Annotated in this window: 14 protein-coding genes and 1 tRNA gene; 11 read left to right on the top strand and 4 right to left on the bottom strand. The window is 42.1% G+C overall.

Annotated features, from left to right (window positions below; genetic code table 11):
* Window positions 1-48 precede the first annotated feature (48 nt).
* The gene (locus V7K98_RS07480) at window positions 49-3,303 is read left to right on the top strand and encodes an alpha-mannosidase (protein ID WP_335020315.1); all 3,255 of its coding nucleotides are present in this window, start codon (window positions 49-51) and stop codon (window positions 3,301-3,303) included.
* 85 nt (window positions 3,304-3,388) lie between these two features.
* On the opposite strand, the gene psbN is transcribed toward V7K98_RS07480, so the two are convergent.
* The gene (gene psbN / locus V7K98_RS07475) at window positions 3,389-3,520 is read right to left on the bottom strand and encodes a photosystem II reaction center protein PsbN (RefSeq protein ID WP_335020313.1); all 132 of its coding nucleotides are present in this window, start codon (window positions 3,518-3,520) and stop codon (window positions 3,389-3,391) included.
* Window positions 3,521-3,605: 85 nt separating this feature from the next.
* On the opposite strand from psbN, the gene psbH reads away from it, so the two are divergent.
* From psbH to V7K98_RS07455, 4 genes are all read left to right on the top strand, one after another.
* Window positions 3,606-3,809, top strand: a complete 204-nt coding sequence (gene psbH / locus V7K98_RS07470) for a photosystem II reaction center phosphoprotein PsbH (RefSeq protein WP_335020311.1) — start codon at window positions 3,606-3,608, stop codon at window positions 3,807-3,809.
* Window positions 3,810-3,958: 149 nt separating this feature from the next.
* Entirely contained in the window at window positions 3,959-4,231 is a 273-nt protein-coding gene (locus V7K98_RS07465) for a TatA/E family twin arginine-targeting protein translocase (protein WP_335020309.1), read from the top strand.
* Window positions 4,232-4,264: 33 nt separating this feature from the next.
* Window positions 4,265-4,906 carry an aminoacyl-tRNA hydrolase gene (pth, locus tag V7K98_RS07460; RefSeq protein WP_335020307.1) on the top strand — a complete coding sequence of 214 codons (642 nt, stop codon included), beginning with the start codon at window positions 4,265-4,267 and terminating at the stop codon, window positions 4,904-4,906.
* Window positions 4,907-5,268: 362 nt separating this feature from the next.
* Window positions 5,269-6,237 (top strand): TauD/TfdA dioxygenase family protein, encoded by a 969-nt coding sequence (locus V7K98_RS07455; RefSeq protein WP_335020305.1) that lies wholly within the window; start codon window positions 5,269-5,271, stop codon window positions 6,235-6,237.
* A gap of 1,069 nt (window positions 6,238-7,306) precedes the next feature.
* On the opposite strand, the gene V7K98_RS07450 is transcribed toward V7K98_RS07455, so the two are convergent.
* Window positions 7,307-7,380 (bottom strand) — tRNA-Val (locus V7K98_RS07450).
* A gap of 383 nt (window positions 7,381-7,763) precedes the next feature.
* Between V7K98_RS07450 and V7K98_RS07445 the strand changes: the two genes are divergently transcribed.
* Window positions 7,764-8,183, top strand: coding sequence for a DUF1636 domain-containing protein (locus V7K98_RS07445; protein ID WP_335020303.1), 420 nt, complete (start codon window positions 7,764-7,766; stop codon window positions 8,181-8,183).
* Window positions 8,183-8,920 carry a cobalt-precorrin-6A reductase gene (locus V7K98_RS07440; protein ID WP_335020574.1) on the top strand — a complete coding sequence of 246 codons (738 nt, stop codon included), beginning with the start codon at window positions 8,183-8,185 and terminating at the stop codon, window positions 8,918-8,920. Before V7K98_RS07445 ends, V7K98_RS07440 begins: the two co-directional genes overlap by 1 nt.
* A gap of 125 nt (window positions 8,921-9,045) precedes the next feature.
* Here V7K98_RS07440 and V7K98_RS07435 read toward each other — a convergent pair whose 3' ends face one another.
* On the bottom strand, window positions 9,046-10,008 hold the full coding sequence (locus V7K98_RS07435) for an extracellular catalytic domain type 1 short-chain-length polyhydroxyalkanoate depolymerase (RefSeq protein ID WP_335020301.1): 963 nt from the start codon (window positions 10,006-10,008) through the stop codon (window positions 9,046-9,048).
* Between the two features lie 224 nt (window positions 10,009-10,232).
* Window positions 10,233-10,448, bottom strand: a complete 216-nt coding sequence (locus V7K98_RS07430; protein WP_335020299.1) for a hypothetical protein — start codon at window positions 10,446-10,448, stop codon at window positions 10,233-10,235.
* A 575-nt stretch (window positions 10,449-11,023) separates the two neighbouring features.
* Here V7K98_RS07430 and V7K98_RS07425 point away from each other — a divergent pair.
* The 4 genes from V7K98_RS07425 (at window position 11,024) to V7K98_RS07410 (ending at window position 16,297) form a co-directional block, all read left to right on the top strand.
* The gene (locus tag V7K98_RS07425) at window positions 11,024-11,428 is read left to right on the top strand and encodes an NIL domain-containing protein (protein ID WP_334855997.1); all 405 of its coding nucleotides are present in this window, start codon (window positions 11,024-11,026) and stop codon (window positions 11,426-11,428) included.
* A 423-nt stretch (window positions 11,429-11,851) separates the two neighbouring features.
* A complete protein-coding gene (locus V7K98_RS07420; protein WP_335020297.1) occupies window positions 11,852-12,835 on the top strand; it encodes a CHAD domain-containing protein in 984 nt (327 codons plus the stop codon).
* 599 nt (window positions 12,836-13,434) lie between these two features.
* Window positions 13,435-15,021 (top strand): B12-binding domain-containing radical SAM protein, encoded by a 1,587-nt coding sequence (locus V7K98_RS07415; protein WP_335020295.1) that lies wholly within the window; start codon window positions 13,435-13,437, stop codon window positions 15,019-15,021.
* A 229-nt stretch (window positions 15,022-15,250) separates the two neighbouring features.
* Window positions 15,251-16,297 (top strand): DUF2891 domain-containing protein, encoded by a 1,047-nt coding sequence (locus tag V7K98_RS07410; protein WP_335020293.1) that lies wholly within the window; start codon window positions 15,251-15,253, stop codon window positions 16,295-16,297.
* Window positions 16,298-16,321: the final 24 nt, after the last annotated feature.

Here is a 16,321-nt window from a genome sequence, read left to right as displayed (position 1 = left end):
ACTCGCGCCAAACAATAAAAACAACCAACACCTAATCTTAGCGAATATATGACCCCGACTGTCTCTCAATCTCATACCAAAATCATCTCACAAGCAATTGAGCAACTGCGCTCTTTTTGTCAAGTTAATGTTCAGTCTAGTTGGCTATACCAGAAATCTGACCTGATTATTACTGATGTTATGGCTGATGATTTGTCTCATTGGCAACCTGTTCAGTTGAATGCTAAAGAAAATATCGCTTGGACAGGAGGGAAAAAAGTGCTATGGCTAGTGCAAAGATTGGTAGTACCCCAAGATTTACAGGGTTATCCTTTAGCTGGGTTATCTTTGCGGTTGGCGCTGGTTTGGTGGGCAGATTCTGCTGAGATTTATGTGAATGGGGAGTTAGTGCTGGAGGGTGATTTATTTGATTGTTCGCCTAGAGTGCTTCTCAGTCAGGGGGTAAAGCCAGGGGAAGAGTTTATTGTGGCTTTGCGGTTAGAGAGTCCGGTACATTGTGATGGTGCTTTAGTGCGATCGCTCCTAGTTTATGAGTCTACTATTGATAATAATCCCGATCCGGGTTTTGTGGCTGATGAATTAGCTGTGGTGCAACTTTATTTAGAAAGGTTTGCGCCGGAAAAGTTGGATGTTTTGGCGACGATGGTGGGGGAGGTTACGAACCGCCAAGACGCAGAGGACACGGAGGAAGAGTTAGTAAGATCGTTTTTGTCGTTACGCAAAAATTTAACTCAATCCGACATTTTAGCCCCTCTTTTTAAGGGTTTGGGGGATCAAAAATCTAAAATTTACTTATTGGGTCATGCTCACTTAGATTTAGCATGGTTATGGCCTGTGAGTGAAACTTGGAATGCGGCACAAAACACGTTTGAGTCGGTTCTGAAGTTGCAAGAAGATTTTCCTGAGTTAATTTTCTGCCATTCGACTCCCGCACTTTTTGCTTGGGTTGAAGAACATCGCCCTGATTTATTTCAGGCGATTCAAGCACAGGTAGCTGCTGGAAGGTGGGAAGTTGTCGGCGGGATGTGGGTGGAACCAGAACTCAACTTGATTTCTGGTGAATCAATAGTCCGTCAACTATTGTATGGTCAACGCTACATCCAGCAAAAGTTTGGTAAGCTTTCAACTATAGTATGGGTTCCAGATTCTTTTGGTTTCTGTGCAACTTTACCGCAGTTTTTCGCTAATGCCGGAATTGAGTATTTTGTCACCCAGAAGTTGCGGTGGAATGATACTACTAAATTTGATTATGGGGCTTTTTGGTGGCGATCGCCTGACGGTAGCGAAGTCTTTAGTTTGATGTCTGCACCTATCGGTGAAAGCATTGACCCAGTTAAAATGGCATCTTATGCTCTTGAATGGCAATCCCAAACTGGTTTATCACAATCACTTTGGCTTCCTGGTGTCGGCGACCACGGCGGAGGCCCCACTCGTGATATGTTAGAAATTGCCCAACGCTGGCAAAAGTCGCCTTTCTTCCCAAATTTAGAATTCACAACAGCTGAAAAGTATTTACAGCAAATCAGTAAAGGAGTCAGGAGTCAGGAGTCAGAAGTTAGAAGTTATGATTCCCCCTCATCCCCCTCATCCCCCTCATTCCCCACCTGGGATGACGAACTATACTTAGAATTCCATCGCGGTTGCTACACTACCCACGCAGATCAAAAACGTTGGAATCGTCGTTGTGAAAACTTATTATATGAAGCTGAATTATTTGCTACCCTTGCAACCGTAAGCTGTGGCTTGACATATCCCAAAGCAGAAATCGAAGCAGCTTGGAAGCAAGTGTTATTTCAACAGTTTCACGATATTTTACCTGGTTCTTCAATTACTCAGGTTTACACAGATGCATTACCCCAGTGGCAGCAAGTGGAACAAGTCGGAACGAAGATATTACAAGAATCACTTTTAGCGATCGCATCTCACATTACCCTATCAGAACCACCAAAACCTAATAGTTTACCTATTTTCGTTTTCAATTCACTCAATTGGCAGCGTTCTGAGGTAGTCTCTATATCCTTACCCACACCGGAAAAATGGCAGATTTACGATACTTCAGGAAACCAGCTTTTCTCCCAATTATCTGAACCATCAAACCTACTATTCCTCGCCGCCGAAATTCCACCCGTAGGCTACCGCATATTTTGGCTTTCCCCCTCATCCCCCTCATCCCCCTCATCCCCCTCATCCCCCCCACTCCTCCCAGACTGGATTTTAGAAAATGAATTCTTACGAGTTGTCATCGATCCTGATACGGGAGATTTATCAAGTGTTTTTGATAAAATTTATCAACGAGAAGTTTTAAGTGGTGCAGGTAATCAACTACAAGCTTTTAAAGATAGCGGTCAATATTGGGATGCTTGGAATATAGACCCCAACTATGCCCAACATCCCTTACCCTCAACAAATCTTCAATCTATTCAATGGTTAGAACAAGGTTCAGTACAAAGTCGTGTGCGCGTGGTGCGTCAGTTGGGTGAATCGGAATTTTGTCAAGACTATATTCTGCAAGCTGGTTCACCTCTGCTAAAGATAGCTACTACTGTCAATTGGCAAGAAAATCAGGTATTGGTGAAAGCTGCTTTTCCTCTCAATATTGAAGCAGACTTTGCTACTTATGAAATTCCCTGTGGTGCGATTCGCCGTTCAACAAAATCAGAAACCCCCGCAGAACAAGCAAAATGGGAAGTCCCTGCTTTGCGTTGGGCTGATTTGACAACAGAAACACAGGAGGGTACTTACGGAGTTAGTTTATTGAATGATTGTAAATACGGTTATGACAGCAAACCAAATCAACTCCGCTTGACACTCCTACGCAGTCCTAATTGGCCAGACTCGGAAGCTGATAAAGGTTTTCATGAGTTTACATATACTTTGTATCCTCATCTTGGTGGCTGGGAATCAGCCCATACGGTACGGTGTGGCTATGAATTGAATATACCGTTACAAATCATATTGAATCCTATTAATGAAAACCCACCTGAAAGTCCTCCCCTCTCTGCTGGTGAAGATGGGTTGGGGGTGAGTTTCCTAGATTTATCATCTGAAAATTTAATCTTGATGGCCTTGAAGCCATCCGAAGATGATTCACAGCAGTTAATTCTACGGTTTTATGAATGCCACGGAGAAACAGCTGAGTTATCTTTGCAAACTGATTTAGGATGGCATCTAGGAGATACAGTAGATTTGTTAGAGCGTTTCTCTACTACCGAATTCTCATCTCAGCAACAAAACTTAACAATCCAGCCTTGGAAAATCGCTAGTTTCAAGGTAATCCCAGCGATTAATCCCACACTGGAGTAAGCCACTATTGCTGTATCAGTGACCAGTGACCAATGATCAATGACCAATGATCAATGACCAATGACCAATGACCAATGACCAATTTTTAATCTTCGTGGTCATCATACGGATCGTTCAATTGCTTGCTAGGAGGGCCAAAAGAGGTATAAATCGACATTACAGTGATGGCAACCACCACGGCAGCCATAGAAATGCTAAGAACTATTGCGGGTTCCATAATTGAGAGATAGATGATGAGTGCTATTCTTATAGAATATTACAGAAGATTAAAAAAAGCTTTGGCAAGTAATATTAGGTGAACTATGGCACAAAGGACTAGGTTGGGAGATATCCTAAAACCACTTAACTCTGAGTATGGAAAAGTGGCTCCAGGTTGGGGTACTACCCCTGTGATGGCTGTTTTTATGGGGCTATTTTTTGTATTTCTGCTAATTATTCTGCAACTTTACAATAGATCACTGTTAATTCAGGATGTAAATGTTGATTGGCGGAGTTTAGGACGCTAATACATACACCGCTATCAAGTTTGGATAACAAGTTAAGTTACACCCGGTTTTTCCGGGTTTTTTTGTTAATGATCAGTCCACACTAACCATTGAGTATTCTTATAATATATGGGTTTCTGTAGTGGTTCTATAGTTTACAGGAGACAAAAATGAATATATTTGGTATCGGTCTGCCAGAAATGGGTGTAATTATGGTAGTAGCGCTGTTAATCTTTGGCCCAAAGAAGCTACCAGAAATTGGTCGGAGTGTGGGCAAAACAATTCGTAGTTTTCAAGAAGCTTCTAAAGAGTTTCAAACCGAGTTTCAAAAAGAAGCAGAACAGTTAGAAGAAGCTGTCAAGACTACTGCTGAATTGGAACCTAAGCAAATATACCCTGCTAAATCTGAGCAGGATACCGCTAGTTCTTCCCAACCTAGTTAGGAGACTGCTGGATATCAATTGACTTTAGGCAAAATGACAGAAGCTTCTACGCAACCAGCTTTGGTGATTCCCCAGCTAATTGTCGGGTTGGGAAATCCAGAAAGCAAGTACGATCAAACTCGCCATAATATCGGCTTTGCTGCTGTGGAAACTCTTTGCCGTTCTTGGCGCATTTCCTTGGCAGAAAACCGCAAGTTTCAAGGTGAGTATGGCGAGGGTATAGCCCCAGGTGGAGGTAAAATTCGCTTACTAAAGCCGTTAACTTATATGAATCGCTCAGGACAAGCAATCCAAGCGGTGACAAGTTGGTATAAATTACCGCCTGAGTCAGTGCTGATAATTTATGACGATATGGATTTGCCCTTGGGAAAAACTCGACTGCGTTTATCTGGTTCGGCTGGGGGACATAACGGCATGAAAAGCGCGATCGCACATCTTAGTACCCAAAACTTTCCCCGTTTACGAATCGGCATTGGTAAACCCAAAGGTGCAGCTAATAACGATGATTCTGATACTGTCTCCCACGTGCTGGGGCGATTCTCCTCTGCCGAAAATCAGCAGATGTCTTTTGTACTTCAGTTCGTGGTTGAGTGTATTGAACTAAGCCTCAAACAGGGTGTAGAAAAGGCGATGAATGTTTGTAATAGCCGCACCATTAATAATTCTGAGTCTTAGGTTTTTAAATAGCTACGAGATTTTACGTTCGTTAAGTTCAGTACTTACGCAAAAAATAGTCCAACCGCTTATTCTCAGGTAGGGGCAATTCATGAATTGCCCCTACTGCCTGTAGTTTTGCGTAAGTCAAAAAAAGGATAGGCAGTCAGTTGCCCAAAGTTATCTGTACCAAGCCCCCAGAGTGGGGAAGGTTTAGCAGTCTAAAAATTGATACTTTTATACTACTGCAAATCTATCGATTTATAGTATGATGTTTTCAAATGCGTAGGCGTAGCCAGCCGTAGGCATCGCTTCCTTTGGGATGTAACCATAAAGTGCAAACAACATACCAAAGGAAACAAATCAAACTATGGAGAATTCACATGAGCAACAAACACATTCAAGTCAAACAGGTAGCTGGTTTCATTGGTGCTGAAATCAGTGGTGTAGACCTCTCACGTCCTTTGCACGATGATGCAGTCAAAGAAATTCGTCAAGCACTATTGAAGTGGAAAGTCGTGTTCTTTCGTGGTCAGAACATCGATCATGCTGCACAAATTGCATTCACATCTCGTTTCGGCGAAGTGACTTACGCACATCCCCACGAAGATGAGCCGATAGATGGCTTCTCAGAAATTCTCCCAATTGACCGCAGCCGCTACGAACGGCGTAATGGTCTACAGCGTTCTAGCTACGAGAGTCGCTGGCATACCGATGTGACAGCAGTTGTCAACCCACCTGCGGCATCGATTTTGCGTGCGGTTAACGTTCCCAGCTTCGGGGGTGACACACAGTGGACTAATCTAGTTGCAGCCTACGAGGGTCTATCAGCACCCTTGCGGGCGCTAGCAGACGGATTGAAAGCCGAACATCGCTTCAATGCGCGTTTGAATCTGCCCATCAATAGCAAGATTGCCCAACGTATTGCAGCCAATCCCCTGGTTTCAATTCACCCCGTAGTACGTGTTCATCCTGAGACAGGCGAACGAGCATTGTACGTGAATCCTGGCTTCACCTCGCACATTCTTGACGTGTCACGACAAGAAAGCGACCTGCTGCTTGAGTTGTTCTTCAACCAGATCGCCAAGCCTGCCTACACCACCCGCTTCCGATGGAATAACGGTGATATTGCCTTCTGGGACAATCGTGCTACCTCCCATTTAGCCCCGCAGGATCTGGATCATCTGGAAGTCGAGCGCGTCCTCTATCGCACCACCATCACTGGTGACGTTCCAGTTGGGCCCGATGGTTTCCGATCGCAAGTGGTTGAAGGTGAAGCGTTCAACAGCGAATTACCAACCATATTGAAGAACAGAAGCGAGAAGTTGGAAGCAGAACCAGTACTTTTGTAAGTTTACCGACTCAGTACTGAGTGCTGAGTCTTGAGTGCTGAGTGCTGAGTCCTGTTAGCGGTAGCGGGGCGTTTAGCCCGTGCTGAGTAAATTAAGAAGTACTCAGTACTTTTGCACTTGGGTTTTTGCCCCGCCCCTTGTGGAGCCACTGCGGTCTTGGCTACAAGCCAAGACCGCAGTGGCGTGGCGGAATCTTTTTTTTATGGAGTTGGTTGATACCCCACCCGCAAGCAGGGCTGTTTCATTCGATCTCTTAGATATTTTGTCAAGAGTATGAGTCAGAAACTTGCTTGATTTGGTCATCGAAAAGCTACCACGTCAACGACTAAATTTCAGTGCGATGTCTACGACGGGCTACGCCTACGCGATTTTTTTGCCCAATCAGATTTTTTAATCACCTGACTTTTTTGCTTGAAACGCTTGTAAATCAGAGCCTTTTAGGGAATGAAACGGCCCTGCCAGGTACTGGGTGGGTTGAAAGCCAAATCTGAAACTATTACGCACGCAAAAATGTTGTAATAACCCGCCAGGTACTAGGTGGGTTATCATAATTTTTATTAGGAAGGGTTGAAAGAAAGCGCTATGTTGACATTATCGCTATAGTCTCTGTAAATAAATGACATTAATCTGTCACTGGTACTTAAACAACTTGAACCTCGCATGACTAAAAGTCACGCGATTCCTGTTTCAACGATCTCCGCCTGAATTGCTCCAGGTCTTACAAGTTCTCCACAGGCGTTTTTAAAGTCTCCCTAGCACCGACGGCGACTCTTAAACAAGTACTAGAAAGTATGTTTAACCTCAGTACCTTAAAGATTTTACCTACCAGAGGAGCGATACAAAAGTATCTGTTTCCTAGTAGAACCCCATATCTTTAGTTGTCATGGTTCAGATTTAGCTTGGTTTTCGCTGTGTATTATATAGTGTATCAGAATATGGAGTGCCTAACTCATGACTTGAAGTCACGAGTGTGCGGCTTGCAGAAATCAATTTGTCCCGACGACAGTTAATTGGTCAGAACGACATAAATCTGTCACCGACGACAAATAATTAGTCACTGTACAACAAATGGACGTAACTGGATTCGAACCAGTGACCTCTACGATGTCAACGTAGCGCTCTAACCAACTGAGCTATACCTCCTTAACCACACGAATATGAATATTAGCATATAGTTCTTTGATCAGGCAAGAAAAAGACCTAAAGCTGGCGAACTTTACTATTCAACATCTCGTATGTAGGTCTGCCTGCAAGATCCGTCGTTTTTCTGGATCTTGTTTTCCTTTATGATTATGGCGGGTGCGTTTCCACCTCCACCTTTTTATTAGATGACCCTAGTGTATGATCGATAAGGTTATTCGGTTCTGGTGGGGAGCAGCTACCAGAGGTAACTCTTAAAGTTCGGTGCAAATCCGGCGTTTGGGAGCAACTGTAAACCAATTTGAGATGTAATTTAAAATCTCAAATTGAGTAAGTCAGGATGCCCGCCGAAATAGATTTACCAGTTCCATATCTGCGAGGTACAGATGACTACGACTGTAAATATTTCCCCAGCGAGTCCCTTGGGTGTTGCTGACCATACTTTATTTGTTTGCAAAACTTGTGCTAGCGTTTGGCAAGAGGGAAAACGCTTAGGTGAAAGTGGTGGTCAAAAACTTCTAAACCAACTTCAGCAGCTTGCACACGATTGGGACTTACGAGATGAATTTCCAATTCAAGAAGTTGAATGCATGAGTGCTTGCAATCGTTCTTGTGTAGTTGCCTTTACCGCCAAAGGTAAATTAACATATTTATTTGGTGATTTAGCTGTTGATGGTAGTGCATCTGCGGTACTAGAATGTGCTAGTCAATACTATATCAAAGCAGATGGTTTACTGCCTTGGTCAGAGCGCCCAGAAGCTCTGAAAAAAGGCATTTTGGCAAAGATTCCACCTTTATCTCAATGATGCGCGTTTTGATTCTAGGTGGGACAGGAGATGCCGCAGAATTAGCTGCTAAGGTGGCGACTATTCAAGGGTTAGAAGCAATCACGTCTCTAGCTGGTCGCACCCGTGAACCTTCAATTCCGTTGGGCGATTTTCGGGTTGGAGGCTTTGGTGGTGTGGCTGGATTGGCTAGCTATCTGCGTCAAATGCAAATCGATTTATTGATTGATGCAACCCATCCTTTTGCGAGTCAGATTTCCTTTAATGCGGCAGATGCTGCAACTGAAGTTGGAGTACCCCGTTTAATGTTAATTCGTCCGCCTTGGGAAAAAGAAAGTGGCGATCGCTGGATTGAAGTTGATAGCGTTGCAACCGCCGCCGTGTCTGTAGGAAATCAGGCACAGCGAGTATTTTTGACAGTTGGGAGGCAAGAACTCGCCGCTTTTGCTCACCTAGAAAAAATTTGGTTTCTGATGCGGATGATTGATCCTCCTACTGATGATGCTTTAGTACCAGCAGGAAATATTTTGTGCGATCGCGGGCCCTTTACCCTCAATAATGAAAGGCAAATCCTGATTCATCATAATATTGATACCATCGTAAGCAAAAATAGCGGTGGCGATGCTACAAAACCCAAAATTATTGCAGCGCGAGAACTGGGTGTGAAGATTGTCATGATCAATCGTCCAGCTATACCGCCAGGAGAACACGTTACTGATGTTGATGGTGTTTTAGAATGGTTAAAAGTAGAAAGATAATCTTGATAGATTAAATAACATACAGTTTATGTCTCTCGCTTACCTCACCCTCAATCCCTCTCCTTATAAAGGAAAGGGAAGCTAGAGATAGGATGAAGTTTTGCATTTTATTTAATCCGCGTTGCTTAAGATAAACTGTGGCGCTGAAAAAATCCCCAAATGGTTTGACTGGCGTTTAAGCCAAGTTTTGCATTGAACTTATTGAGGTTAGGATCGGTTGAAGCACCACCAGGCCAAAAATGTCCCCCGTTTACTACAGCTAGCTGTAAGACTTCTGAGTTGCCACTACAATTTGAGTAGTGAGTGGCTTTAACTTTGGAGCTTTGGCTGGAGTTCATACCAGGAAGCAGTAAAGATGCGCTAGATGAAATACATCGATCGTGCGATCGCCAAAAGCTTACCATATCTGAAATAGAAACAAGCGCTCCTCGTTGACTGTGGTCATCACCTTCATAACGGACATCGCGATCGTTTGTACCGTTAACGATCATCATTGAGATCGGAGTCGGAGGTTGGCAATTAGGTTTGAGCCGAACTGGAAGAGAGCCAGCTACTGATGCAAAAGCGGCAATTTTATCAGATAACTTACATGCTAAAGCTTGGGTAAGGATTCCGCCCCTAGAGAAACCGGTGGCATAGATTTTATGACTATCAATATTTATTTGTTGCTTAAGATGATCGATTAAAGCACTGACAAATAAAACATCATCTACCTTTCCTTGAGAATTACCTCTAAGGCTCCATTTTTTATCAATTCCATCTGGATAAACAACAATAAATCCTTTTTTATCTGCTAAATTATTAAAGCGGGTAACATCACTAATTGAACGACCAGTACCAGCATCTCCATGAAATACTAATACTAATGGCATTGGTTGGTTTGGATGATAAGATTTTGGAGTGTAAAGATAGTAAGTGCGTAATCGTTTTTGGTTTTTTATCTGTCCATAATTATCACCACGCAATATTTTTTGTTGAGACAGATTTTTTTCATCGGCTCGGATTGCATTGCAAGCTGTAACTAAACTAATTGTCAGTAAGCAGGTAATAATTTTCTTAAAAAATTTAGTACTTTGGTATATACTCATGTTTAATTAAGAATTAAATTAAGATACTTTATCTTTTAATTAATATATTAAAGGAGTATACAATTAAAACTAACACTCTTGCAAGAGTGTTAGTTTTAATTATGCTGAATAAGCTATAGCAATCCTATGTGATTTGTGAAAATTTGCGGTGTCTAGATCCCCCACTTGGTAAAAGTTGTCGGGGATCTAACTTTTGACGAATGATTTAGGACTGCTATATAAAGTTAAACTCTTACGTAGTGAGCAGGAACCCAACGGCGGCCGTGTCTTGTTCTTTCCCAATGTCCGGGAATTAACTTTTTGTGGACAATTTGACGGGCAAACACATTATGTCTTTGAACACCAGGTCTGACAATGATCTCTGCTGCTGATGCCTGTAATGGCAAGGAACCAATTATAAGTGGTAAAGCAAGTAAAGTGCCAACCAAGATACGCTTCATGATTTAATGTCCTATGGATTACTTTTGGTTTACTTGACTACATACAACATTCCTAAATAATTTAGGTTCTTCCTCTTGCCTACACAGATAATATTTGAAAATACCTTTGTTATAAGGGTTTTTTCCATTAAGGAAAGTGACCCTAAAATTAGAGGAAGTCTTTTTTGTCTCACGACTTAATTAAGATTGATGTATAACTTTGAGTTTAAAACACTAAATAGAAACACAGATGGTAAGAAAGTCCTAATTTAGGCATGACTAAAGTCATACTTACGTTATGGGCAATTTCTGAAAAATGTGTTGTAAAAAATCAATACCTGAGCATTTAGCTTATTTTTCCAGACTCCAGCCCAACGCTAAACCCTGATTTACTATCTCAGCATCGCTATGGACGGAAAGGAATAAGATGGGTAAATCACTCCAGCGCGAATTGCTGCGTACCCCTTAGCAAATCAGAATTCAATCCTGTTAGCGGATCGCTAAGGTTTAGCCCATTCTGGCTCATGACTCCTGAATTCTTCTTCGGTCATAAAACTTTCAATACGCTACAACAGAAAAAACCCTCTGCGAAACCTGTGAAAAAACGAGTAACTCTCACCTTCCCGAAACGCGCTGTGCAAATGCCAGTCACTTACGTACTGGCCAAAGAGTTCAACGTCGCGGCAAATATTATCCGCGCCCAAGTTGCTCCAAATCAAATTGGCAAGCTGGTAGTAGAACTAGCGGGAGATATCGATCAACTAGATGCCGCCATAGAATGGATGCGATCGCGCCATGTTAATGTTTCTTACACTTTAGGCGAAATTGCGATCGATGAAGATGTGTGTGTCCATTGTGGTTTGTGTACTGGGGTTTGTCCTACCGAAGCCCTGACTCTCCATCCAGAGACTTACAAACTGACATTCACGCGATCGCATTGTATTGTCTGCGAACAGTGTATCCCCACTTGCCCTGTACAAGCAATTTCCACGAACATTTAACTATCCAAATTTGATACCATCAATTAAAATAATTCGTAATTCGTAATGACGCTCCTGCGGATGCGCTAACGCTGCGCTCCAAGCGGAGCTATGCCGCAGGCTCTGCGTAATTCGTAATTATGTTTTGTGACGGGGATTTAAACCCCACGCGCATTACCTGCTGCCATAATTAGGCAGGGGACTTTAAACCCACAAATTTAGGTAAAAAGATTAATCATGCTATTCTAAGTGACTAGAAAAAATATTTTTAAATTCGCAGTTTAAGTATACTTATTTAACCTTTGATAAGTGCAGAATATATCAATATTTATAATAAAAATTTACAACTTACATGAGCTAAAAATATAACAATTAGATGAGATGCAAACTTTTAACTAATGTTATTATGCAATAACCTAATGAGGTATGTCATTAAGATTGATTATGAAATTAGCTACACAACCCACGGTAAAAACTCTAGGGGACTACGCCTACCAAGCGATTCAAAAACACGTTAAGAAAACCTGGAAGTGGGAAAAACTAGTAAAGAAAGATGAAGATCCAGAAGCACTGCATCAAATGCGAGTAGGAATGCGTCGCTTACGGACGGCTGTAACTAGTTTTGAGCTAGCATTAGATATGCCAAAACCAATCAGCGATAAAAATATTGGTAAAATAGCCCGTCGTCTTGGTAATCTGCGAGATTTAGATGTACTTAAAGAAAGCTTAGAAAACAATTATCAACCAAACTTACCCCGCAAAGAACAGGAATCTCTCCGAATAGCTTTCGCAGCTTTAGCTAAACAACGTGAAGATGTACTATCGAGTGTACAGAAAACGTTTAAAGATGAATTTTACAAGTCTCTGAAAGATGCATTAGAGAAGTGGTTAGATAAACCAAGTTATCAGCCTTTGGCATCCATTCCTATTCAGCGAGTACTACCAGATTTACTGTTACCAGAAGTAAGTAATTTTTTACTACATCCAGGTTGGCTAATTGGCACTCAACTTGTGGAATCAGAGATAAAAATTCAGAACAATTGGGAACCAGAAAAAATCGAACAGCAATTGACAAAAGAAGGAGCAATTCTTCATAGTTTGCGAAAAGAAGCTAAACGTATACGCTACCAGATGGAATTATTTACTGACTTATATGGCGAGTCTTACGCGGCTTATATGACAGAAGTAAAAAATATCCAAGAAATTTTGGGTACGATGCAAGATAGTGCAGTATTAACTGATTGGCTGACAAATGTATTCAAATCAGAAATTAAGACTGAATTGCCTACTCTTGCTACTTTGTTAACAGAAAATCGTTACCAGTCTTGGCAGCAATGGCAACCTTTGCAAGAACGCTATCTAAAAACTGAAACTAGACATAGCCTTCATTTAACAATATTGCATCCCCTTTCAGGAGTTATAAATTAAAACTTCCTATTGATTGGGCAAAGACTTTAGGGATAAGTAAGACGGGTTAAAACCCGTCTAAATAGCTTGAAAGTGCAAATACACCTTGTAATAAGATTAAAAATAACACAGTTAATTTTCTCAAAGCTGCCAATTTGCCAAACCATAAACAGAACAGATGTTAGATCCGTGTCACCGAACAAGGCAAAAGTAAAAAGTAAAAAGGCACTCATAAAGAAAAAGAGCAGTGGTTTGAAGCCCCTGTCTTGAAAAGTTTCCTACGGCGGGAGACCCGCTTGACAGTTCTTTTCGCTAAATTTATTTATGGAACGAAATAAAAACATTTATTTCGAGACGCATAGCGCAAGAAATAATAAGTCCTTAATCATTTCCCCTGAATTTATTTATGGGGATTATCTTTTTACTTTTTACTTCTTAAAAGTTCTAGTCTTTTTGGCTAAATTCTTGACCCATGTATGCTTGGGGATATCAGAAATTGCGTAGGCAAAGCAGTCATAGTAGAAGTTTACAGATACTGCATACAAAGGCTTACTTAAGTGTGCTACAAGATGTATGTACACTCAAATAGCAGTTAATATCAAGGTTTATAAGCATCAAATATGAACGTTTTACTTCTATACCCACGTTTTCCAAAAAGTTTTTGGTCTTTTGAAAAAACACTGGCTTTATTAGACCGTAAAGCAATGTTACCGCCTTTAGGTTTGGTAACTGTAGCCGCGATATTACCTCAAGAATGGGACTATAAGCTAGTAGATCGAAATGTTCGCGTCTGTACGGAGGCAGAGTGGGCTTGGGCAGATTTGGTGATTATGTCGGCGATGATTGTGCAAAAAGAAGATTTGCTCTGTCAGATATTAGAAGCAAAACGCAGAGGTAAACGAGTAGCTGTGGGTGGGCCTTTCCCGACAGCGTTACCAGATGAAATGACATCCGCCGGGGCAGATTACTTGATATTGGACGAAGGGGAAATTACCCTACCTTTATTTGTAGCAGCGATCGCACGGGGCGATCGCACAGGGATATTTCGCTCTGGCGGTGAAAAACCAGATGTTACCAATACTCCCACCCCTCGCTTTGACTTGCTAGAGTTTGAAGCTTATGCGGAGATGTCGGTGCAATTTTCCCGTGGATGTCCCTTTCAGTGTGAATTCTGCGACATTATTGTGCTATACGGACGCAAACCCCGCACCAAAAACCCAGAACAAATATTAGCAGAACTAGATTATCTCTACAAACTGGGTTGGCGACGTAGTATTTTTATGGTGGATGACAACTTCATCGGTAATAAGCGGAATGTAAAATTATTTTTGAAGTCTCTTCTGCCCTGGATGGTAGAACATAATTATCCCTTTTCTTTTGCTACAGAAGCCTCTGTTGATTTAGCCCAAGATCAAGAACTGATGGACTTGATGGTAGTGTGTAATTTTGGAGCCGTTTTTCTGGGAATTGAAACCCCCGACGAAGAAAGTCTCACTTTCACTCAGAAATACCAGAATACGCGAGACTCACTCAGTGATGCGGTGAATAAGATTACCCGCTCAGGGTTGCGAGTTATGGCAGGCTTTATCATTGGGTTTGATGGCGAAAAAATAGGAGCCGGTGCGCGAATTGTCAAGTTTGTTGAGCAAACAGCAATTCCCACAGCCTTATTTAGTATGTTGCAAGCGCTTCCAGATACAGCCCTCTGGCATCGATTAGAAAAGGAAGGACGACTCCGCAATAAATCGGCTAATATCAACCAAACCACGTTGATGAACTTTGTCCCAACTCGACCGTTAGAAGACATTGCTCGTGAATATGTGCAGGCTTTCTGTGATTTGTATGAGCCAGAGAGGTTTTTGGAGCGTACATACAAACACTTCCGTCTTTTGGGTGAAGCAACCTATCCTAAAAAAGGCAAAGCTGCTAAGAAACCATTGAATTGGAAAGTCCTCCGAGCGTTTCTGATTATTTGTTGGCGGCAGGGTGTACGTCGTCAGACGCGGTGGCAATTCTGGCGTTACTTGTGGAGTATGTATCAGCATAATCCCGGTGGCGTGAGTAGCTATTTAGCGGTTTGTGCCCAAATTGAGCATTTCTTGGAGTATCGCCAAATTGTTCGGGATGAAATTGAGGCTCAAGTGGCTGAATTTTTGGAAGCAGAAGCTAGGGTAAAAGTTGAAGCGCAAGTGATGGTTAATTCTTAGGAATAAGAATTAAATAACATACAGTTTATGCCCGGGCCTTACCTCACCCTCAATCCCTCTCCTTATAAAGGACAGGGATCGTGAGACAAGATGAAGTTTTCCATTTTATTTAATCCACGTTCCTTAGCGAATTAAAAGTAATGTCTTGCAATGCCAATACTAGGGATTTCCAGCAAATAAATTATTCAATGTTGCCCACCCCACAAGAGCAAAATTGTATTAAGTGACCATGCCATCGGATAATTTGGAGATTAATGAAGCGATCGCAGTACAGTTTGCTCAATTAGTGCTGGATTGTATCGAGCGGGAGTATCCCAACAGTAATTTGTATTGGGCTGATAGCGACGAGGATATCAAACCACCGCGTCAATTGACTCCTGCTTTTTATGGGTGCTTAGATTGGCATTCAGCCGTACATGGTCATTGGTTGCTGGTACGTCTGCTGCGTCATTTCCCCGAAGCCTCATTCAGTGCAGCGTCAAAGCAAGCACTTGGGCAGAGCCTAACACCTGAGAAAATTCAAGGAGAAATTGCCCATTTTCAACGGCTACCCTTTTATGAATTTCCTTATGGTGTGGCATGGTTTCTGCAACTGACTGCGGAACTTCACGAGTGGAATCATCCTCAAGGGAAAGAATGGCGGGTTGTATTGGAACCGCTAGAAAAGTTGATTGCAGATAACTTACAGCGCTGGATTGACAGACTGAAACTTCCAAATCGTACAGGAATGCATAGCCAAACAGCTTTTGCACTTGGTTTGATGCTAGATTGGGCAAGGATTACCGAAAATGCTGATTTTATTCAGTTAGTGGAGAATAAAGCACGGCAATTTTATCTTAGCGATCGCAACCATTCCTTACAATTTGAGCCGCTTGGCTACGATTTTCTCTCCCCTGGACTTGCTGAAGCAGACTTAATGCGGCGACTCCTCCCAACAACAGATTTTACCGACTGGCTAACCGATTTTCTTCCCCAAATACCCATTGATAATTCAGTAAATTGGTTAGAACCTGCCAGAGTAGATAATCCTCAAGATTATATGCAAGCCCACTTCTACGGACTTAATCTCAGTCGTGCTTGGATGCTTGAGGGTATCATATCTGGATTGGCAAATAGCGATCGCCGCATCGAAACACTCCGCTCTACTGCCCTTCACCATCGTCAGCATGGACTAACAGATGTTGTAATTGAACATTATGCAGCTAGTCACTGGCTAGGAACTTTTGCCGTTTACCTGTTAACAAATCGTGGATTGCTCCTTATGACTGCTGAGTAGTGAGTGCTGAGTTAGGAGTTATTA

The sequence above is a fragment of the Nostoc sp. genome (assembly GCF_036917435.1).
In the GTDB taxonomy this organism is placed as follows: domain Bacteria; phylum Cyanobacteriota; class Cyanobacteriia; order Cyanobacteriales; family Nostocaceae; genus Nostoc.
Note: the sequence above shows the minus strand (reverse complement) of the source record. Positions and strands in the feature narration are given on the sequence as shown.